Source organism: Bdellovibrio bacteriovorus HD100, assembly GCF_000196175.1.
Taxonomy (GTDB): Bacteria; Bdellovibrionota; Bdellovibrionia; order Bdellovibrionales; family Bdellovibrionaceae; genus Bdellovibrio; species Bdellovibrio bacteriovorus.
In genome coordinates this window covers 2821216-2842530 of record NC_005363.1, presented here as the reverse complement: position 1 = coordinate 2842530, position 21315 = coordinate 2821216, and the positions used below count along the sequence as shown (strand labels likewise).

The 21315-nt window shown below is 50.7% G+C and carries 19 protein-coding genes; 13 read left to right on the top strand and 6 right to left on the bottom strand.

Translation table 11 applies throughout. The features are described from left to right. The first annotated feature begins 2 nt into the window (after positions 1-2). From BD_RS13420 to BD_RS13400, 5 genes are read left to right on the top strand one after another with little or no spacing between them, the layout of a single operon-like run. Entirely contained in the window at positions 3-2729 is a 2727-nt protein-coding gene (locus tag BD_RS13420; protein ID WP_041583610.1) for a hypothetical protein, read from the top strand. Next, on the top strand, positions 2729-3331 hold the full coding sequence (locus tag BD_RS13415) for a hypothetical protein (RefSeq protein ID WP_011165309.1): 603 nt from the start codon (positions 2729-2731) through the stop codon (positions 3329-3331). Before BD_RS13420 ends, BD_RS13415 begins: the two co-directional genes overlap by 1 nt. Positions 3332-3377: 46 nt before the next feature. After that, positions 3378-4487, top strand: a complete 1110-nt coding sequence (locus tag BD_RS13410) for a hypothetical protein (protein ID WP_011165308.1) — start codon at positions 3378-3380, stop codon at positions 4485-4487. 37 nt (positions 4488-4524) lie between these two features. Next, positions 4525-6117 carry a hypothetical protein gene (locus tag BD_RS13405; RefSeq protein ID WP_011165307.1) on the top strand — a complete coding sequence of 531 codons (1593 nt, stop codon included), beginning with the start codon at positions 4525-4527 and terminating at the stop codon, positions 6115-6117. Between the two features lie 3 nt (positions 6118-6120). Then, positions 6121-6999: a hypothetical protein gene (locus BD_RS13400; protein WP_011165306.1), complete on the top strand. Its 879-nt coding sequence runs from the start codon at positions 6121-6123 to the stop codon at positions 6997-6999. Positions 7000-7026: 27 nt separating this feature from the next. Here the strand turns inward: BD_RS13400 and BD_RS13395 are convergent, their stop codons facing one another. Then, a complete protein-coding gene (locus tag BD_RS13395) occupies positions 7027-8544 on the bottom strand; it encodes an acyl-CoA dehydrogenase family protein (protein WP_011165305.1) in 1518 nt (505 codons plus the stop codon). A gap of 126 nt (positions 8545-8670) precedes the next feature. On the opposite strand from BD_RS13395, the gene BD_RS13390 reads away from it, so the two are divergent. Together BD_RS13390 and BD_RS13385 are read left to right on the top strand one after the other, a co-directional pair. Next, the gene (locus BD_RS13390; RefSeq protein ID WP_231839182.1) at positions 8671-9567 is read left to right on the top strand and encodes a S1 family peptidase; all 897 of its coding nucleotides are present in this window, start codon (positions 8671-8673) and stop codon (positions 9565-9567) included. 151 nt (positions 9568-9718) lie between these two features. Then, complete coding sequence (locus BD_RS13385; protein WP_226987829.1) at positions 9719-11050, top strand: hypothetical protein; 1332 nt, start codon at positions 9719-9721, stop codon at positions 11048-11050. Here BD_RS13385 and BD_RS13380 read toward each other — a convergent pair. Then, positions 11047-11712, bottom strand: a complete 666-nt coding sequence (locus BD_RS13380; RefSeq protein ID WP_038450170.1) for a type 1 glutamine amidotransferase — start codon at positions 11710-11712, stop codon at positions 11047-11049. The genes BD_RS13385 and BD_RS13380 overlap by 4 nt on opposite strands. 44 nt (positions 11713-11756) lie before the next feature. On the opposite strand from BD_RS13380, the gene BD_RS13375 reads away from it, so the two are divergent. Beyond that, a complete protein-coding gene (locus BD_RS13375; RefSeq protein WP_011165301.1) occupies positions 11757-12038 on the top strand; it encodes a hypothetical protein in 282 nt (93 codons plus the stop codon). A 17-nt stretch (positions 12039-12055) separates the two neighbouring features. Here BD_RS13375 and BD_RS13370 read toward each other — a convergent pair whose 3' ends face one another. Next, positions 12056-13186 (bottom strand): AGE family epimerase/isomerase, encoded by a 1131-nt coding sequence (locus BD_RS13370; RefSeq protein WP_011165300.1) that lies wholly within the window; start codon positions 13184-13186, stop codon positions 12056-12058. 211 nt (positions 13187-13397) lie between these two features. Here BD_RS13370 and BD_RS13365 point away from each other — a divergent pair, with 211 nt between their 5' ends. Then, on the top strand, positions 13398-13943 hold the full coding sequence (locus tag BD_RS13365) for a hypothetical protein (protein WP_038450166.1): 546 nt from the start codon (positions 13398-13400) through the stop codon (positions 13941-13943). A gap of 73 nt (positions 13944-14016) precedes the next feature. On the opposite strand, the gene BD_RS13360 is transcribed toward BD_RS13365, so the two are convergent. Continuing rightward, positions 14017-14463 carry a hypothetical protein gene (locus tag BD_RS13360; RefSeq protein ID WP_226987828.1) on the bottom strand — a complete coding sequence of 149 codons (447 nt, stop codon included), beginning with the start codon at positions 14461-14463 and terminating at the stop codon, positions 14017-14019. A 143-nt stretch (positions 14464-14606) separates the two neighbouring features. Between BD_RS13360 and BD_RS13355 the strand changes: the two genes are divergently transcribed. Further along, positions 14607-15425: a helix-turn-helix domain-containing protein gene (locus BD_RS13355; protein WP_144313870.1), complete on the top strand. Its 819-nt coding sequence runs from the start codon at positions 14607-14609 to the stop codon at positions 15423-15425. 17 nt (positions 15426-15442) lie between these two features. Here the strand turns inward: BD_RS13355 and BD_RS13350 are convergent, their stop codons facing one another. Then, a complete protein-coding gene (locus BD_RS13350; RefSeq protein ID WP_011165296.1) occupies positions 15443-15625 on the bottom strand; it encodes a hypothetical protein in 183 nt (60 codons plus the stop codon). Between the two features lie 112 nt (positions 15626-15737). After that, on the bottom strand, positions 15738-17231 hold the full coding sequence (locus BD_RS13345; protein ID WP_011165295.1) for an MFS transporter: 1494 nt from the start codon (positions 17229-17231) through the stop codon (positions 15738-15740). A 260-nt stretch (positions 17232-17491) separates the two neighbouring features. On the opposite strand from BD_RS13345, the gene BD_RS13340 reads away from it, so the two are divergent. The 3 genes from BD_RS13340 (at position 17492) to BD_RS13330 (ending at position 21283) form a co-directional block, all read left to right on the top strand. Beyond that, a complete protein-coding gene (locus tag BD_RS13340; RefSeq protein WP_050792928.1) occupies positions 17492-18427 on the top strand; it encodes a DUF4382 domain-containing protein in 936 nt (311 codons plus the stop codon). Positions 18428-18512: 85 nt separating this feature from the next. Then, entirely contained in the window at positions 18513-20345 is a 1833-nt protein-coding gene (locus BD_RS13335) for a MutS family DNA mismatch repair protein (RefSeq protein ID WP_011165293.1), read from the top strand. A gap of 317 nt (positions 20346-20662) precedes the next feature. After that, positions 20663-21283 carry a DUF308 domain-containing protein gene (locus BD_RS13330; RefSeq protein ID WP_011165292.1) on the top strand — a complete coding sequence of 207 codons (621 nt, stop codon included), beginning with the start codon at positions 20663-20665 and terminating at the stop codon, positions 21281-21283. Positions 21284-21315 lie beyond the last annotated feature (32 nt).

The following is a 21315-nucleotide window of genomic DNA, read 5'->3' as shown; positions in this document are numbered from 1 at the left end:
CTATGGGCAAAGTGATATTGATGGCGGTGATCTGGATGATGGCATCGGGCGCAGATGCGCAGGCGACGTCAACTCCGGTTCAGCTGAACAAGTTGAGAATTACCAATCGTGCGCAATGTGCCGTAGACTCTGAAGTTCCCACAGAGTCCGCCTTTATTGTGGTGGACGGATACAATGCCGGGAAGCTTGTGTATTCCCTGGGTAAAAATATTGGCTCGAATGCGGAAGCAATGAGTGCAGAGGGCATGCAGCAGTTTCGTATTGCCGTGACCCGCCTGACCAAAGTGATCATGAATAAGCTAATGGCCGGGCAGCTTCCGCTGCTTCCGACCAACCTTAAGACGTCCACCTTGACCGGATATAACGCCATTGCCGAAAAATGCCAGAACAAAACCTATTGCCCCGAGCTGAACGGTTATCTTTCCAGAATCTGGGACAACTCGGAAGGGGCCGGTCTGCGCTGGGAAAGTCTTGATAAGTTCAATGGCAGTCACTTCATGTCCATGAAAAAGGTCGATCGTGTGGCCTGCTTTTATGTCAAAAGATTTTCAGCACTTCAGGAACAGTTGAACTCTGTTGAGGTCGACAAGTCAGTCTTGTTGTCTGTGGCTCAGGCCGCTATTGCCAGGGACAAGTACATCACGGACTGTGAAAGTGCTGATGCGACGCTGGATTCGCGTAATTCCATCATTCAGCTTGATTTGAAAATTCCTCGGTCCGTTGAATTCGGCCGCGTAGGGTTCGATTTCTGGAACAGTGTGAAAATCTATCTTTCCTTTGCCTGGAGATATTCCAATATCCCACTTCAAGTGGCGCCTGAGTACGGCCAGATGTTCCGTTCCATTGCTCTTGAAGAATCCATCATGATGATCCCCAACGGGTGTAAAAGTATTGAAAAGCCCGAGTGTGATGCTGCCACTCTTTCGATGAACAGCATCCGTGAACTGGCTCGGCCCGATGGCGATGAAACTGAACATCGTAAAGAAGTTCCGAAAGGTCCCGAAGACGACGTGTTGAATCGTGGACCCCGGGATGTAAATGACGATTTCCTGGGAACCCGCAGTTATGATGATGCGTCTGACTGGGTTGAAAACTTCCGCAAGAACTATGTGACTGCGCGGGGTTCGATGAAGAACCGTGTTCAGAGTGCCATCCAGTTCCTAAATATCATTGGCGGGGCCATGACTCCGGCGGAGCTGACAGAGTTTGTGCGTCCACTGGCCTTTGCCAAGACCTATTCCAACCAGCATCGTGATGAGCTTTACTATCTTTGCACCGAGGCTCGCTTGGCAGGTGATCAGCGACTGGACTTTATGAAAACCGGGATCGACAAGGTTCAGCAGCTGGAGGTCATGCAGCGCTCATTCCAGGGCTCGCAGGTCCAGTTGGCCGATGCAACTCGTTACTTTGATAAAGTCGCTGAAAACATCGTTTCTTTCTGTGACAGCCTTGAGCGTGAAAAAGTCTGGAATGCCACCGGTTACACTGTTAATAAAAATGGCTTCCACGCGTGGGCTCGGGAATTACTTCAGCTTCCGCCTCCTGCGACGATTGCCGCTGCGGATGTGCAGCCGATGAAGTTTGGTGCGCCCTTGCTGGTGTGGGATGCAACCCGTGTCAGTGAGCCGGGCAATTCAATTTGCGCTTCGGCCATCGATTGTTCGCGCAAGCTTATAAAATCTATGGTCGACCTGTACGCAGTTGCAAAATACGCGGATGCGTTTTTGCCTGTCAATTCCACAGTGTCGACTCCGGATGTGTTCAATCCCTATGCTGATTTGAAGGCTTGTAAGGTTTATGATCCTTGGTTTCAGACACGTCGGGCTAACAAGCGCCTGATGGCTGATCTGGCCAGCACCGCGCTGTTCGGTTGGAACGCGCTGCCTTTGTACATTGATGTGGACTTCCGACCACCCAAAGTGACCAGTTTGAATGCGCTTATTAAAAACGGTGCGGTGAAGTTTGATCCGAAGATTCAAAAGGAAAAAATGGAGGTCGCTCTGCTGGCGGACTTCGGTCCTTTGATGGGAGCCCCCTGTGCGGTGTCCATTGCTCCCAACAGTGCCAAGGACTTTAGCTTCTATGCCTTTAACGGAATTTCCGTGAACTATTGCAAAATTCGCGATGGTGGCGATGTCGTGGGTCGTTCTCCAGGGGATATGGTCAGCACTCCTCCAGTAAGCAAGTCCTATTGCGGAGGCTGTTCTATCAACTTCGTGGGCGTGGCAGGCGGTGCCTCCGTATCCAGTGGTGGCATGCCTCTGAATCCGATCAAATTGGGCGTTTATCTTTTCCGCAGTATCCATCGCTATATCACGGCCAAGAAAGACAAAGTCAATATCCCTCGACTGCAGGAAGTGGATGTAAACAGGGTGGTCGAGACCTACAAGCGCTATGGTGGCATTCCAGATCATTGCGTGGATCAACTGGCGGCGGGTGTTGGCTGCTATCAGAACATCTGTGCTGCGAAGGCCGCTGACTATTTCGAGAGATACACTGGGAAGAAAGTGAAACATCTGGAAATGGAAGAGCTGACCGATGCCAACGGTAACACGACACCTTCATCGGCAGTGATCATTCAGTCGGACTATTGCAATGGCAAAGTGCGTGTGAAGTACAGCTGTTCTGAAGATGGGAAAAAGTTCAAAACATATGAAAAGTTCGGGGGCATGTACGGCATGAGCAAAGATTGCCGTCAAACCATCGGCCATAACTTCTGGGGCTTCTAGTGAAAAAGTGGACGGTTCTTCTATTGACTTCGATAGTGCTTCTGACTGTGCCGGCATCGGCCTTCCTGGTGGAAAGTGGCTACGTAAAACAGCCCGGCGGTCAGTATGTGAAGATGACGAAAATCAGCTGTGAAACCGCTACGTCGTCACACTGCCAAAGCTTGTGCCAGAACCCGACGGCCTGTCAGCGTCCAGAGCCTTACTGTCGCAACTGCGCGGGTACGACCTCTCCGCTGCTGCGGCAGTTGTTCACAGAGATTTCCAAGACCTATGCGATCTCTCAAGAGCTGAACGACCGGCAGGTTCTTGTGAAGTATCTGGGAACTGAGAGGTATGTTCTTTTGGATATTAAGAGTGTTTTTAACTATTACACGCCCGTTGGTGGTGAAGCTTTTGCCAAAGAGCTTGGCGCCTTCTGTGGGGACGCGGCCGAGTCAGCCTTGCTGGCCGTGAAACTGGATGAAGTTCATCAGCCGATGGCGCTTAGCTATGTGCTTTGCCGCAACAATGCCGGACAGACCTCCGCTTTCGAGGTTCAGCCTCGTCAGCCTGGCATCGGAAATCGTCCTTTGAGTGCACCTATTATTTTTAAACTGAACTGATTTTTCAGTTTATTACAACAACACCCTTAAATGGGAAGGAGACAACATGAAACGTTTGTTCACAGCGATGGCTACGACAGCCGTCACCCTGATGGCAATGCAGGCAAACGCCATCCAGGTTACTTACAGCTTCCGAGTCAACAGCTCAGGTCCTAGTATCTATCCGTGTAATGCTGGTTTGACCACTCATGATCCACATGAAGGCGACAAAGTCGCGTGTTACACTGCAATCACTCATGAGAAGTGCTCTGGAGATTGCGTGGGTTTGGATTGTAAAGGTGGTGAAGAGGAAAAGGATGATCATCACGGTCCAAAACCAAAATCTGTACTTCCTGAATTCATGACTTGGTCCGGTGGTCACGGTGGACCTGGCCATGGTGGTCCAGGTGGCGGCAAGGAAGATGATAAAAACAACTGCGTGTGCACGACGTCCAAAGGCCGCAAAAATGGAAACTATTTCCATGCGAACTGGAGACCTTGGGGTGATTCCGTGGATCCACACACAGATGTGGTTTCCGGCTCTGGCACGACTTTCAACAAGTTGTTTGACGAAAAAACAGCTTACCACAAGGTTTTGGAAAAGCTTTCCTTCAACCTGGGCAGTGAGCTTTACAATGCCAAGTACTTCGTTGATATCTGCTATCGTGGATCTCAGATCGACTACAGCCACTTCGAAACCAAATGGAACCTTCTTGCTGAAGCTTCTGTGACAGACTACGGTCTGAAAGTTCAAGGCGATGGCTACAGCGATCTTGCTGATCTGAAAATGAAGGCTTACATCATCTGTAATACCCAAGACAGATCTTGTGAAGAAGGTTACTGTAAAGATGAAGACGATAAACTGCACTACGTGCCACAGTTTAACGACTATTTCCTGACCAACTTCAACCCAACGTACACAGACTACGAGTATGAGTCTGATTCCTGGACGGCAAATTCTTCTACATTCAAGAAGATCATCGACAAGCAATACAAAGAGCTGGACTACAAAGGTGGCGCGGCGAAGTACTGCAAAATCCGTTATGTGTTTGAGGAAAAAGACGGTTTGAGCAAATACGGCAAACACAGAAAATGGCAAAAGCATGGTGCAGATATCTGCACTCACACAAAAGTTGAAATGGCTCATTTGGAAAACGGTTGCAAAGACTGTCACTAATTAGTCATAGGTTCTGAATTTAAAAAGGGAGATAGGTATGTTGAATGTGGAAGTTAAAGCGTCAAAACGCCATGGAAGCAGGGGACACCTGTCTCTCCTTTTGGGTCTTACAATAATGCTGGCCGGGCCCTGGGGCCGTGCTGCCTGCATCGTTGAAAATGAAGACAAAATTCAAATCAATATTTCCCCCGAGACGAACTCTTGGGGGGATTATAAAGGACAAGAAACGATCACGGGTTCTCGCGTGGTGAAGTGCCAGGAAGAAGCGGGTCGTTTTCTGATGTTGTCCCTGGGGGCTGTCCAATGGGGCGCATCTTCCGAAGTCAAAGACAGTTATATCTTCAATTCCTATGATCCAGGCTCTTGTCAGTTGCAAAATTCCAGATCTATTTCTTCATTCAAGCCGCAAGTGACCAAAGATAACTTTGAGCGACAGTATAAATTCCTGCGCAGCTGTATAGACCTGCGTGTCGCCGACACCCGTGGTGGTGCTTTGGTTGTAAATGAAAAGCAACCTTTCTGCGAAGTCACCCGTATCGATAGCAGTGCTGTACTGATGCGTGGAAGCATGTGCTTTGTTAAAATTCGTGCGCAAAATGACTATGCGGTCCAGCCACTTCTAAAAAAAGAATGTCTGGATCCATCCTATCTTGATGCCATGGGCATTGAGGCTCAGGACATCTATGCCAACCTCGACACTCTTGTGACCGGAGATGATTCCGGGACCACAACGGATGTTCGCCACGTCGGCAGCCGTCCTGTTCATATTAGTATCACTCCTAAACCCGGGCTTTTGCCCTTGTCCGAAGACTTTGGCGCTGGGGTGCCTCGTTTCACGACCAGTTATACGGTGGATGGTGACTGGGGACCCGTGTTTATTCGCTCCCGCGAAGACAGGACTCAGATTGATCTTTCCTTCCTGGTGTCAAATATAGCGGACCGTTCATGTGCGGGTGTCACCTGTTCCAGTTCCTCCAACTTTATGCAACCTTTCGTGGGCCAGGTTGAGTTGTTCCGCCTGCGTGAATCAGCCCGCCCAGAGCTGATTGAAGAATGGTGGGACGGGGGGCTGGTGCCTCCGAATTGGCAAGGCGTGATGAAGGGTGTCAGTTATCGTATTCCGGATCGCCTTTTCCAAGCTGGTGCCAAGTATCGTCTGGTGGCGACATTTCAGGATCCGACGGACGACTATGCGATTTATTTGAACGGTCTAAAGCAGATGCTGGTGCGTCTGTTTGACACTGAAGGCGCCACCGTCGGTGTGGATGTCATTCCTGCCATCTCCACATTGGGAGATTTGGGCATCATTCCGACGTTTGCAGGAATGGGCGGTCTTCACAGCAACAATCAGACTGTCAGTCTGTCCCAAACCATGGAGGGTCTGGAAGGGCTTATCGCCTCGACCGTCTGGCCGCCTTATTACGACCGTGCCTGCGCGGATGGCGCAAATTGCATGCGCCTGGGGAAAAGTAAGTTTCATCAGCGTTTGGTCCTGGAATTCACGGCCACCATGGAGCCTGCGGGTGGAAATGTTGAGCTGACAGATGTCCGGATGCAGAAGAATTCGCCGGTCTTTAAAAGTTATCCTATGCAGTCAGGGGACTTCCCAAGTCTGCGCTGTGAAAGGTAAGACATGAAGCTCCTGGTGTTTTTATTCAGTGTTTTCATCGTTATTTCCGCATCAGGGACCACCACGGACATTCAGACTGTGGTGGACAGTGTAACCGGCGAGCAGCTTTATGCCTGTAACGCCCGTATTCGACATGTTTCAACGGGCAGCGAGCAGGAGTGCTTCAGCCTTTCCACAGGGGAAGTCTGCCATCCTGAAAACATCAAGCCTGGGGATGCTGCCTGTGTCTGTCGTAGCAAATCAAATCATGGGGATCTGCTGGTGGCAGAGACCAAAAATGGCAAAGTTCAAAGCGTGGCAGGAGGTCCCGAGTGGGACAGCCTTGTTCCGTCCACAGACTCTTTTGGCAACCAGCTTCGCAATATTGATATCGCGTTGGGAAGTGAGTCCCTGGGGGCCGAGTATGCCGTGACTTTCTGTTACGCGGGCCCGGAAGAATTGCTGAAGCAAAAAACCAGCAAGGATGAGCAGGTACAGGACTTGTCCGAAGGAAAGTACCGTCTGGATGTTTCCCTGGCGGGATCAAACTATGGCAGGGCCCTGGATGAAGTCAGCTTCGCGTATGTCTGCGACCAACGTGACCGTGGCAATCATACTCAACCCCGGAAGAAAAGCGACACCGCCCCTCCCTCAGGACGTGTTGAAGATGACAGCAGCTATGAAACCCTGTTTTATGGCGCCGGGGCAAATAGTGGTGATGCTGTTCGCTTTGTAAAGGAAGAGCTGATTTTAAATCAGGACAGCTCGCAGGTTCCAAGATTTTGTGTTTTTGAATTCAAGTTCCGCGAAAAAAGTGGTGCAAAGCTAAAGCGAGATCCAAAGCACTCCAGTGGCAATTTCACTGGGAAGATCCGCGTGTGCAAACAAGGAAGCTGCCCTTAATCCCAAAGGACCAAGGACAGCTGCGAACTATAAAGAATACTTCTTCATAGCGATACGGGCCACGGCGTTGCCGATCAGGAACGCGATTTCCCGGGCATGTTGCTCTTTTTGTTCCCCACTCAGGGTCAGAAGCTTTTGCAGGCGAACCAGCTCTTCAGAGCCCGCCTCATTCAGAACCAGGAACTGCTCCAGAATCTGGCCGGCCTGATCTTTTTCAAAGGCGCGCAGCATGTCCAAAGACAGCACGTTGGTGGTGCCTTCCCAGATAGAGAAAACCTGAGCATCACGCAGCAGGCGGGGAATGCCGGTGTCTTCCACATAACCTGCGCCGCCGAACATCTCGACGACCTCACTGGAAATATGAATGGACTTTTTGGCGGTATAAAGTTTCAGAATCGGTGTCAGGACCCGCAGCAGAATTTTTTCAGAGGCGGAGGCTTCGCCGACTTCTTCTTGTCCCAGAAGATTTGCCACAAAGAAGCTAAAAGCGATGCATTTGCGGAAGTCTGCTTCCAGCGAATCCAAGGTTGATTTGTGCAGGGGGTGGTCTTTCAGCAGTTTGCCAAAGGCCTGGCGTTTTCCGGAGTAATCCTGAGCCAGATCCAGTGCGCGTCGTATGTGACCGACAGCGCAGATGGAATTGTAGATACGGGTGATATTTAAAACGCTGGCTATGCGTTTCACACCCTCGCCCACGCCGCCGATCATGCGGGCCGGTGTTCCCTGCAGGCTCAGTTCCGCCGTTGGCAGGGCCTTGGTGCCCAGCTTGTCTTTTAGGCGGTGAATCTGAATATGATTCAGTTCGCCTTTGTCATTGCGAAGCTCCAGGAAGAACAAACTTAAACCGCGGGACCCAGGGGCCGCCCCGTCAGGACGAGCCAGAGTCAGCGCCATCTGTGACGTTGTCGCCGAAGTAAACCACTTGGTCCCATGCAGGGAATGGGTCGCGCCAAACTCGCTGGTGCCGGTGAAGGGGTGCGCATCGGTGGAAGTGCCACTGACATCAGAACCGCCGGTTCTTTCTGTCATCCATTGGCCCGCAGTCCAAAAGGTTTTGGGATCACGGGACAGCAGATGAGGCAGGACACGGGCTTTTAAATCGGCGTCAGCGTAAAGCTCCAGCGCACGGGCGGCTCCATCGGTCATCGCCAGCGGGCAAGAAAAGATCGCCGAGCTTGGAGAATAAAGATACAGCAGTGCCATTTGATATACGCGAGAGGCGGCGCCAAAGCGTCGGTCATAAGCGGTGGCTACAATGCCTTCTTCCGCCGCGACTTTTTCCAGGGCCTTCCAGCCGTGCGACGTCTTGATGTCATCGATTCTTCGACCCCATGGGTCAAAAGGCACGTGAACCGGCGGCTGGGATTCAGCTTCTTGGGCCCAAGTCAGCATGTCGGTGACAGCTCGTTCACCCAGGTGTTCAAGGTGAGGAAGTGCCACTTTCTGGGCGTCAGCAGGTAACAGGGACTTCAGGATCTTCTGAAGAGCTTCATCGGAGCGGAAGGTGTTCGAAAGCTGGGGGCCGTCTTGGTAAAAGTTTTTCATACCCTGAATTTTATTCTTTCATAGGGAGAACTCAAGAACATGTCGGGCACCTCGCCTTTTTTTAAAAAAGTGTTGCCGTTTGGTAAGGTCCTACATATAAGAGCCGCTCTTTTGGGGGAGGCACATTTGAATCGTATTCTATTGGCATTGGTAGCCATTGTTTTGGCTTCCTGTGGACTTTCTGATCGTCCTCAGGTTGGTTCCAAAGATTCCACAGGTATTATGGGCGGAACTTTGGTTGCTGAAGGTTCTAAAGTGGCATCAGGTATCGTGGCCATTATGGACCTGCAAAATAACGGCATCTGCACGGGTTCCATTATCGCTGAAAACTATGTTTTGACGGCAGCACACTGTGTGATTGGCCTGAAGCCTGGCAAAATTCGCCTGGTTTTCGGTGTTAACGCGGATGAACTGATGGCGGCCCGAGAGCAGGACATTGTTCAGCTCTACACCCGCTCGGTCACGGACTATAAAATCCATGGCAGTTACAAACCTGAAGAGCAGGAAGAGAAAGAAACCGACTACGGCGATATTGCTCTGATTAAATTCCGTGGAGATTTGCCACCGGGATACAAGCCCGTTCCGCTTTTGAAGGATGACAGCATTCTTCGTCGTGGTCTGAAGGTGCATTTGGCGGGTTATGGCGTGAATGATGTCGTGACTGAGCCGGTAGATGCAAAAAAGGTCAAAAATCTGGACGAGGCTCTGGAGTACGGTGAAGTGATCTGCGATGAAGACCTGAAACACTGCATGACAGTTGAAATGTTTGGTGACGGCATCCTGCGTGAAACAGATGCGCCGATCTCTTCTGTGCAAGAAACTGAAGTTCGTCTGGATGAATCCAAAGGTCACGGCACGTGTTCAGGGGATTCTGGCGGGCCGGCTTACGTGGAACAAGACGGGCAGCTTTATTTGTTCGGTGTTACCAGCCGTGGCAGTGCATTGTGCGACAGCGTGGGTGTTTACACCAACGCCGTTTATTATGCTGACTGGATCAAATCCACGATGCCAAAAATGCGATAGTCTCATTCTGAGACTGTCAGGAATCTGACATCTGTAAAACAAAAAAACTTCTGCGGGGGAACAGTGAAAGCTGTTCCCCCGTTTTTTTGAGGCTTGGGTTGGAACAACACTTGAAATCCTGACTGTCGAACCATTCGTGGAGGATTTTGAGATGAAAGTATTCAAGACTTTTGTTGGCTCGGCTGTTGTTGCATCGATGCTGTGGTCTCAACTTGCCCTGGCCATCACCGACGAGATGCGCGACTTGGTTTTGTATGAAACCAAGGCCAATGCGGTGGCCACACGAAGCAATGAAAAGAAAGTCATCCACCACTATGAAATTCCACTCAGAATTCTGGAAGCCGATCTGAAGATTGACGCCAATGCCGATTACGTCAAAGCTTTGACCTTTGAGCGTGATGGCGAAAAATATGTGCGTTGGGTTTTAAACCCCGAGGACACCCGTTGGGAAAAGGCGGTTCGGGTATTCCTGCTTCGCAACGGCATTGAGCCTGTTAAGAAAGCCTATTTTGAAGGTTATATGACCGCTTCCCGCAGCTATATCCTGGTGGACCCTGTGACGGGGGCCGAGTTTTCTTTGAAGACTTCTACGAACCGGACAGGTGGCTACTGGGCCGACAAGAAACAAACCTGGGATGATGCTTCTCAGATCCGTAAAATTTCTGACTATGTAATCGAGCGTCTGAAGTCGCAGCCGCCGTTGCAGCATTCCATCGTATTGGATGAACCGATCGCTTTTGGTATCAAACGTTTTGATATGGGTATGATTGTGCGTTCTTACGAAGAACTTCCGGGCACAGGCAAACGCTATGTTCCGGGCTTCTCGATCATGCACGAAAACCTGGGCCGTGAGCTGGCAAAAGCCAACGGTTCTTCAGATCCGGCGTCTTATTGGAACGAAAACTACAATAAGCCTTTGGCGCGCGCGCTGGCAGAGTTCTTTGTGGCGACCGGGATTCGTTATGATTCCCCGCACTCTCAGAACTTCCTGGTGGAGCTGGATGAGCGTAACAAGCCGACGGGTAAAATCGTTCTGCGCGATTTCGGTGATTCTTATTTGTACGAGAAATTTTTCAAGGCCATCAAACGCACCGATATCATTGATATCTGGGAAAAGGGCAATATCATGAGGGGCGACATGGGTATGACTGTCGGAATCCTGCATGGTAACAAGCCACCAAGCTGGATCGACTATCGCAACGACAAGAGTTCGGCGGACAGCTATGATAAGTGGGGCCGTGACTTCTTTGCGGAATTTGAAGCTGAGGTAAAACGTCAAACAGGTGTGGACATTCCTGCACGCACTGTGATCGATCGCAGTATCTACGAAGATCCAGAAACCAAAGTGAAGCACAAGATGGGTTACTTCACGCGTGACTATAAATTACTGTCAGTGGATAACGGATTCCTAAAAATGGTTTCTATGGATAAGCAGCGTGAAACGGGTGCGGCACGACTGTGCGGCCGCGTGTTTAATCACTAGACTTGGTACCATTGAGTCAAAGTTTTAAAGAACCAGTCCTGCATGGGCTGTTGCAAGGAGATGCTTTCAAGCATCTCCTTTTTTGTTTGTACCAGGCCCGTGTGTTCCGGTGTCACGGAATCAGCACACTCGTGGATCCATTCCAAAGTGGATTCGGGGTGGAACTGAGTGGCCACCACATGGGTGCCCCAGCGGAAAGCCTGATTCGGGAAAAAGTCATTTGTCGCCATCAACTCGCCGCCCGGAGGCAGATCGAAAGTGCACTGATGCCAGTGAAAGACGTTCATCGTGTACGGAGTGGTCTGATCTTTCATAGTCACCGGCACGAAGCCGATTTCCCATTTGCCGGCAGCATACACGCGCCCGCCCAGAACTTCCGCCAGCAACTGGCTGCCCAGGCAAAGACCGAAGACCGGCATTCCCAGCTTCACGCATTTTTTGATAAAGACTTTTTCGTCAATCAGCCACGGGTGCAGATCTTCTTCAAATGTGTCCATGGTGCCGCCGCAAATGATCAAAGCCTTGATGTCTTCAGGCTTGAACGGAGCCGGTTCGGTGGCGATATTCCAGACGTGGGGTTTTAGTCCCTGTTGTTTCGCCCAAAGCAGAACGGTGCCCGGAGGAGTGTCATTTTCGTGCTGGATAATAAGAAGATCTTGCATGAGGCGCACTATAGTCAGAAACTTGGCAAAAGGGGACGATTTTTTTGAAGCAGAATGTTGAAATTTGTTCAGGGTGCATAGCCAGATCGACGGAATCCAGAGCTGACAGTGCTGTGGAATCCCGCAAACTTTTTCTGGCCGAAGTTCAAGAGGCACTGAAGGCGCGCCGCCCGGATGTGGAATGGAATCTGCGTACGGTTTCCTGCATGAGGCTTTGTCCTGAAAACAGACTCAGTATTGTGGTTCTGAACCGCATGGGCATGACCCGGGGATCGTCGGTGGAAAGTATCGTCGAGGATATTTTGATCAGAATAGACCGCCCTTAGGCAGGGCGGTTTTTGCTTTACAGCTGCGGGCGCAGGCGCACGTATTCGTTGATGGCGCCGATGATGTGATAAAGTGAGCTGGCTTTGGCTGGCTGAATTCGGAATTCGCCGCTTTCCTGCCAGGTATCAAACCACAGACCTTTTTGTGGGGTCTCAAAGAATTTAAACAATGTCGCCATGGCTTCATCAGCAGCTTGTGCATACTGCGCACGCTGGTCTTTCTTTTCAAGACCCATTTGCAGAACCGCTTTGATGCGTTCACACTGAGGCCAGAAACGGGATGTCTTCGTTTTTGCTGACAAATCACTCCACACTTCATCAATCACGGATTTGCGCTCCGACCAGATGCCATGCTTTTCACTGAGCACAATCAGATTTTCACGCACGGCCGTCAGGTCTTTGCCGGTAAGGCCTTGGTAAAGGCCCATCAGCCACGCCCACTCATACTGGTGGCCGGGTTCAAACACAAATTTGCCATTTTCCAGAATCGGCGACCAGTCGGCATTGAAGTGTTCAGCCAAAGTGCCGGATTTGGGATCAATGAATTTTGTCAGACACAAATTCAGAATTTCGTCGGCCAGCTTTTTCCAAAGGGGATCGCTGTCAACAGCCATCCAGGCAACGGCAGATTCAAACATGTGCATGTGCGGATTGGCTTCGTACTGCACACCTTTGTCACTCAGTTCGGTGAAGCCGCCCTGGGGCAGATGGCGTTCGTTGTAAAGATATTGAACCAGTTGACGGGAGCGCTCTTTGTACTCGGGAAGTGGATTCACGGCATAAGCGTGCGCCAGTCCAAACAGCGCAAAAGCCTGGGCATACAGATCCGGCGTGGTGTTTTTGGCTTCGCCTTCCTTGGTGGCAGAGTGGATGAAACCGCCGGACGGCAAAGAGTAATTGCGGATCAATGCTGCCGCGCCGATTTCAATGGCTTTGCGCGATTTCTGCTGATCGCAAAGGCCCAGTTCCATACCCAGGCGCAGACTGTAGATCTGGCGGGCTTGAACCATCGAACGACGTGGAACATCCTGAGGTTCGCCCTCTAAAGAAAAGGATTCAACAAAGCCACCGCGTTCCCAATCAACCCCTTTGTTCAGCCAAAGTGGAAGGACATCTTTTGAAAGCCAGTTCTTGCAGTTTTCAATCATAGGTGCTCCGGATTGTAACTAAATGTGAGAGATCACAATATCCTGTCTGACAACAGGAGTCCAGCATGCTGTTACCAGAGGAAGTATGGAAAAACGCAGGTGTTTGCCGGTAAAGATATGTGTTTCGTCTGACAGCTTGCCTAGTTTCGCGAATTACTTCCGAATAGAGAACAGCGGACAATTCATTGTACGAAACAAGGAGGAAGAAAGTATGAAAAAGTTGATTCTATTTTTGGCGATCGGTCTGACAGGAGCATTTGCCCAGGCCAACACGGATGCGGTGACCATGGACAATGATGCCAGTATCATGGGGAATCGCCTGTGGGGTTGCGGTATGACCTTTAAAGGGACATCCAAGGGTATCAAAGTTATTGTCGGCCATTTTAAAACTGTGGCTTACGGGACGCTTCATTGTAAGAGCATCAAGGGAACCCATTACAGACAAGATGTGATGGTGACGATTGGGCATCATTGGATTGGCGCAACAGCCGGAATCGGCTACTTCAAACTTAAAGGGGCCTCTTCAGAAATCAGCCTGTTCAACTCCAGTCCGGAAGTGATTCTGGGTAAATACCTGGTGGCACAGGGCGAGGCAGCCATCATCGGTGGTGTGGGCGCGTTCACGGCTGTGAAAGTGGGATTGCCGCAACTGGCGATGAATATCTCTTTGCAACTTCTGAAAGGTATCGGCGTACAGGTCGGTGTGGATAAGCTTTATATCGAAGCGATCTCTGAACCAGAAGTGACTCCGATCTAAGTTTTTATAAACAGCCAAAAGAAAAGGCGCCGCTCGAAAGAGGGCGCCTTTTTTATTTCTGGGATCTTTGAGCCTACTGCTTTTTCACGTAGGCATTCAGGCGCATGCCGGGTGCGATTGAACTGGTCACTGTCACGTTGGTGCCGCGGGCCAGGTCTTCCGTTGTCGTGGTGCCGAAGTCGATGTTAAAGCTGACTTCTTTGGAGCGGTCGCTCGGGCAGGTGAAGCTGCCTTTGAAACTCTTCTTTGCCGCCATCATCAGGAACTCCTCATCCCACTTTACACTGCTGAGCAGATTGAAAGTGCCATTGCAGACTTCATCCACATTTCCATTGGGATATGTTCTTTGGACTTCGAATTCGGTCGTGTTGACGACGCGGAAATTCGCATAAACTTTCTGGAACCCGGCGCGGGCCTCTACTTTGTAGCGTCCCACCAGATTTCCTGGTGTCAGTTCGGCGGCCCAAGCGGGGCTGGCGGCGCTGAAGATCATGGCTGCAGATAAAAAATACTTTTTCATTGTGATACCCTCCATTGGTTGATGAGTTTTTATACCGGGGTTATGATAAGACGGACAAAATAAAACCCGGATCTGTGAGGTTTTACAATGAGAGGTGATTTGACATGCCGAAAGCGATTCGACCGATAAAGACACTTCATCCCATGAAGTCATTGGGAGTGGTCAAAGCTGAGCGGGGTGACATTCGCGCCGAGCGTCTGGAGGGTCGCGTAAAACCGGCGGTGCCCTTTCCTCATCGTCATGATTTCTTTCAGGTCGTTGTTGTGGCCGGAGGAAGAGGTCAGCACGAAATCGATTTTGAAACTTATCCCATCAAGGCGGGGTCGGTCTTTGTCGTAAAACCGGGGCAGGTGCACCGTTGGGATCTGCAGGGGGCCAAGGGTTACGTCCTCGAGTTTTATGTGGAGTCATTGAATCTGGATGCGATGGACCGGGAGCTGTTTCAGAGTCTGCATGAATTGCCAGGGCACCTCAGGCTGTCTTCAGCGGCTCAGCAAAAAGAGTTCTATTTCTATTGTGAAAAGATGTGTGAAGAGTTTTTATCCCGGGATCAGGGGTATGTCAGCGCCCTGAAAAGTCATTTGAATATTTTGATTCTGTCCTTGTTCCGTCTTTCTGGCAGAACAGTGGTCAAAAAAAGTGAAGGGGCGTTCCTCGGCAACTTTGAGCGTTTGATTGAATTGAATTTCAGTCGTCAGCACAATGTTGAATTCTATGCCAAAGCGCTGGGACTCTCACCCAAAGCTTTGACGATGCGGGTGCATCGTCTGTTGGGAAAGTCTGCTCGCGAGATGATTCATGACCGTTGTTTGCTCGAAGCCCAGCGCTATCTGGGATATACATCGATGCCTGTTGCGGAAGTGGGCCTTGCTTTGGGCTTCCAGGATCCGAATTATTTCAGCAGGTTCTTTAAGGCGAAAACCGGGTTCAGTCCGGGGGCCTTCAGGGATAAAAACAACTAGGTCGCAAGAACTGCGACCTAGCCTTTGATAGGAGTGTTGCCAGTGTCTTCTGATTCACCCTCGCGGTGGCTTTGTTCGGCACGCAGGGCAATCTTGCCCGTGATACCAACCCATTCAGGGAAGAACACCATAAGGCAGAAGTAGATGATCACGGAGATTCCGGCAACTGCCAAAAATCCAAGTACAAACCATAATTCCATGATAAAGCTCCTTTTGCTGCCTTCAATATAGAACAATTTAGAGCTTTTTACCAGAGACGGGCTTCACAATCACTAGCACAAAGGTAACAAAAAGAGCCTTTGGACCAGAGAGTCAATGCTGTTTTAGGGCCTCCGCTTTTTCCACTTCCAGAATGTACTTCTTGGTGGCTTCCGGCAGCTCTTTCCACATGCGCAAAGCCAGGAACAATCCCAGTGCCGCAAAAGGGATCAGGAACAGGGGCCAGTAGTGCCAGTTCTTAGCCGACAGGTAGCCAATGGAAAGTGATTGCAGGCCGGACCCCAGATAAACACAGCCATCAACAATACCCGAAGCTGTCGCCGTCATTTTCTTTCCGCCAAAGTCCGCCGCCGCAGTCCCGGACATCAGGGAATGCACGCCGATCACCGCCAGGGTCATCAGCACGGCAGACAGTCCGAACAGGGTGGGGTTTTTAGTCAGGAAGAAACACATCGCGATCAGAAGGAAAATCATGATGAAGTTATTAATCGCCGCCGGAGGCCCGCGACGGGACTGGAACATTCTGTCTGAAACAAGGCCTGCGATAAATCCACCCAGAACTCCGGTCAGACACAGCAGCAGACCCCAGTTTTTGATAAAGAATTCAGATCCGGCATAGAAAGCAGGGTTGGTCTCTTTGGTTTCATTGGCGAAGATCAGATACCACTGCATGATTCCGTTGCGCAATACTCCTGAGGTGAAGTCCACCAAAGCAATCGTGATCATCACGGGGTTGGCAAAAACCTTTTTGAAGATCAAGCCCAGGGTGATTTTGACGTCGTCGTCATCGCCGGAGGAAGCGTCAGCCGTGTCCAGCTCGTCGAAGTTGGCCTCTTTCGGAGAGTCTTTCAAGAGCACCATGTCGATCAGGGCCCACACGATCAGAATGAAGGCCGGAATAGTGAAGACCAGCCAGGTCGCATCGGTGGCTCCGGTATCAATGGCGAAGATGTGCTGAATAAAATTCTGGAAGGCCGTGCGCGGTCCTTCCGGATTTAATTTGGAGGCATCAACAATGGCCTGACCCCAGTCGAAGGCGAAATAGACACCGAATGAAATCAATGTTCCGAAGATCGCGCCAAAGACTCCGCGCTCCCGCACATGGAACCAATAGGCTTTCACTTTGATGATGGAAACCGCGCCATAACTTTGGAAGAACATGTTTAAGGCATACAAAACCGAGAAGGCCACAACCATATTGGTTTTCAGGCGGCCCATGAGATAGAGGTATGTGGCGCCGCCCATAAGCAGATTCATCAGCGCGGAACCCAGGGTGGCGATGATGATGCCTTTTTTGCCGCCGATGCGGTCGACCAGGGGACCGTTGATCAGAAAGGACAAACCATAAACGATGGTTCCGGCGGCAAAGATGATCCCGAATTGTTCTTTCGTCATCATGTCGCCCATGGCGTTCTTTGACACATTCAGATTGTAGCGGGCCATGTATAGAAAAGCATAGCTCATGCCCAGGGGGAACCAGTTGACGAAGCGCCTGAAGATAAATTTTTTCGAGTGATTCAGAGGGTTGTTATTGAAATACAAAAAGATGACGGCGGCTAGACAGATGCTCACGAGTAAAAGGGCCATGGCGTCTCCGATTCATTGAATGCGGCCACAGTAGGACTAAAACTTCCGCTTTGCAAACGATAGGTTGCAATGTGAATGGATCTACGAAATCCACCGGGGAGAGTGAGGGCATTTTCTTCACTCCTACGGAAGGCTTAAATGTTCCAGAAACTGTCCAGGTCATTGACAGCCTTCCCAGAATGAATGGACCACTTCGGGCAATTTAGGATTTTTTGGCCGTGGGGTGTACATTGAGGGAAAGATTCTGCCAGGAGGGTAGTATGAAAAATGTGTTCATGAAGACCGTAAGCCTGGGCGCGATGGTGGTGATCGCCGCTTGCAGTCAGAAAGTGTCAGAGTCCCCGTCAGACTCGTCAGCCTCTGGGCTGGGACAAAGCAACGCGGAAAAGGCTATCGTCAGTTTCAATCTGACGGATGCGCCCAACAAGGACCTCAAATCTGTGGTGGTTGATATTGACCACATGGAAGTTGTGGTCGCCGGAGCAGGCAAGGCTGGAAGGTTGATTCTGGCAAAGGGCCTGGGGCCGGTGGACTTGTTGCAGCTGCAAAATGGGGTGACCCTGCCATTGCAGGATGTGGAGGCTCCGGCGGGCATTCGCATTCAGCAGATTCGGCTGGTTCTTAAGCCCTCGGGGCATTACGCAGTGAAAGGCGATGATTCCATCTGCGAGTTGAAAACGCCCAGTGCCCAGAAAACAGGCGTGAAGATCATTCTGACCAATAAGGTGCAGTTTGAGGCCGGTCATCACTACAATATTGTGGTGGACTTCGATGCGCTGAAATCCGTGGTGGTGCAGGGAAATGGTGGATGTCTGCTTAAACCTGTGCTGAAGCTGAAGTCTGCTTACAAAACTCCGATTGTGCAGCCGGAACCTCCAGTTGATAACGGTGGTGGTGATGGCAGCAGTGGCGGCGGTGACACCGGTTCTGGTGGAGAAGACAATGGCAGTGGCAGTGGTGAAGAACCTTCCGAACCTGTTGTTGAAGAGCCTGTTGTTGAACAACCAGAGGAGCCAGGCGTTGGTGAAGAAACTGGCAGCGGAGATGTCTCCGGTGGTGAGTCTTCTGAGGGAGAAGAACTTGTGACTGAGCCGGAACAGAATGATCCTGCGGACGATGGTTGGGATTATACTCCGATTGTCGACGGCGAGGATTATCCGGTTGTGACTCAAGATGAACTGGGCCAGCTTTTGTAAAAATATGTGTGAACCCACCTTCTTCGGAAGGTGGGTTTTTTCTTTTGGAGTTGCCTGTGTGGAATGGGGTCGGCATCATTAGGGCATGACAGACACAGCATCCGTTTCCGGCACTATGACAAAGTCTTTGAATAACGCCCAGGTCCTGCACCGTAAAGAGCAGCGTTTGAATCTGCTGCTGGCCAGATGGCAGGCGAAACTGCAACGTCATCAGAGTGGGCGTCTTATGGCCGGACTTCTTTTCTTTGCCAGCTTGGTTCCACTGTCAATGAATTCTGAGGCCCGAGCCGGATTTGCCGTGCCGGCAGTGGTTCTGTTGGTTTTCATATATCTTGTTGTTCGGACTCGAAATATCGCCCGTCATCTGCAGCATTTACAAAGACTGCAGCAGTTCGTGGTGCGCCAGAAAAAACGCTGCCTGGGACAGATGTCCGGCAGAAGTTGGAAGCAGGCTCAGGAAGTTTCTGCAGAGTATCCAATGATCCGCGATCTGGGGTTGGTTGGGTCGCACTCCCTGTGGACTGTGCTGGATGAAACTTTTTCGGAAGGTGGTTTGCGCCGTCTTTTGCATTGGATGAGTGTCGGACCTTTGAATTCGGAGCAGTTGCAACAAAGACAGCAGCAGATTCAAGCGCTTCGCCCGCAGGCCTGGTTCTTTACGCGCCTGGGGATTCAGGCCAATTCCAACGAGCTGAATCTTTCCACTTTGCAGATTCAGGAGTTTTTGAAAAATTCGTTCGTCGGCCCGCAGTTTATAAAGCTGCTTGTGGCGAATCTCGTCTTATGGGTTCTGACGGTGCTTGCTTTGGTTTTTGCCGTCACCACAAAAACAGCTTTGCCGTCATTTTTGTTTGCGGCCTTTCCATTGCTCAGCTTGTTCAGTCTGGGTTCGGTGGGGCGGGCGTTTATGCAAGGCACAGGGCTGTCCCACCATCTTTCGGCGCTGGCGCCCCTGTTTCTGGCCATTGAAAAAAAATGTGAAAGCAGTCCGGCCCTGGCGCAGCTGTGCGGGCAGATTTATAAGGTGCGCCCTTCTCGAACCTCTCAGAAGCTTGATACCGTGCTGGGGTTTGTGGGAACACAAACGAATCCCATTTTACACTTCATTCTGAATGCAATGCTGCCGTGGACAGTGACGTCGGTTTATTTTCTGGAGCGTCTGCGCCAGAAAATGGTGAAAGACTTTCCGCAGTGTGTGGAAGAGCTTTCTGAATTTGAAGTTCTGGGATCTTTGTTGATCTTTGATAAGTATCAGACACAAACTTATCCGGTGCTGAGTGGTGCGATGAATCTTCAGTGCAAGCAGGTTTTCCATCCTCTTTTGGATCGCAACAAGGCCGTGGCCAATGATTTTGGATTCCCGCACAGTAAATCACTGGGGCTTTTGACTGGATCAAATATGTCAGGCAAGTCGACGTTCCTGCGCACCATGGGCATCAATCAGATTCTGTCCAATATGGGGGCGCCTGTTTTTGCCGACAGCTATCAGACCGTGCCAATGAAAGTGGAAACTTGCATTGAGGTCAGCGATTCCCTGCGGGATGGGTATTCTTATTTCTATGCCGAAGTTCGTCGCCTGCGGGATATTTTGCTGACGGCGGCCACGGACACCCCGGTGCTTTATTTGATTGATGAGATCTTCCGCGGCACCAACAACCGGGAACGTCAAATTGGTTCACGCGCCGTGATTCAGACTCTGGCCAATGAAAAGACCTCTTTGGGGTTTATTTCCACCCATGATCTGGAGCTGACCGTGCTGGAGCAAAGCAGTCCTTCCGTGATGAATCTGCACTTCCGCGAAGATATCGACAGCGCGGGTAAAATGGTTTTCCACTATCATCTGAATCAGGGCCCTTGTCCTACGACCAACGCCCTGAGAATTATGGCCGCTGAAGGTATAAAGGTGGATGAGGTCTGATCTGAGTTTTCTTGGATAAAAAGCTGTGCTTGTTGGCAGCACAATCACTGCACCGATGGTTTTCAGTTATACTATAAATGAAACGGTACTTTTGGAGTTGAAGCGCAAATTTGGATTTTTCTTAATTTGTATCTTTTAAGTTTTCTTTCCAAAAGGGATCGTCCGAAACGGGACTTGGCCGAAGGGTCGGGGCCCGTTTCCATTTTTGGAAGCAGCGAATGTCCTGGTCATGATCCTGAGCCGGCGACAGTGTCAACAATCTGCAATACCGCTCCTCCTGTCGTTGTTATATTGAGTAAAAAAGCGGGAGGTCTGCGATGAGAAGAATATCAACTCAGCTTATTTTTTTGGGGAGTGTGTATTTGATTCTGGGGGCCACAGCTCTGGCGTTTGCTTCGGCGGCTACGCTGGCTTCGGTGATGGTCCTGGGGGTGGTTTTGTTCTGCGTGGGGGTAGCACAGATTGTGTACGGTATCCAAGGGCGCAAGGACGGGCAGCTCTGGCCTCATTTGGGGTTGGGATGTCTGGCTTTGGTGTGTGCGGCTTTGATTGCCCGAAATCCGATTGAAAACACTCTGGGGTTGACCTTGGCTGTCAGCTTTCTGCTGATCGCCAGTGGGCTGACGAAATTTATTGGCGCGGTGACAGAGCGTACTCAGGGCTGGGGCTGGTTCGCGGGCAGTGGTTTGATTTCGCTTCTTTTGGGGGGATTGATTATGGCGACGTTCCCTGTGTCAGCCTTCTGGACTATTGGAACGCTGGTGGGGGTGGATCTGGTGGCTGCGGGTATCGCCACCATCGGACTGGGCCTTTCGATCAAAGAGGTCCAACAGGAACTTCGCGAAGCCGGCTTGAAAAGTTCAAAAGTGACATCCGTCGATCGCCCTCGCTATAAGCGGGACCGGGACGAGGATTCTCGCACGCCGCCTTTACATTAAGTTGAAAATAGACCAGGGGCTGCATTAATGTA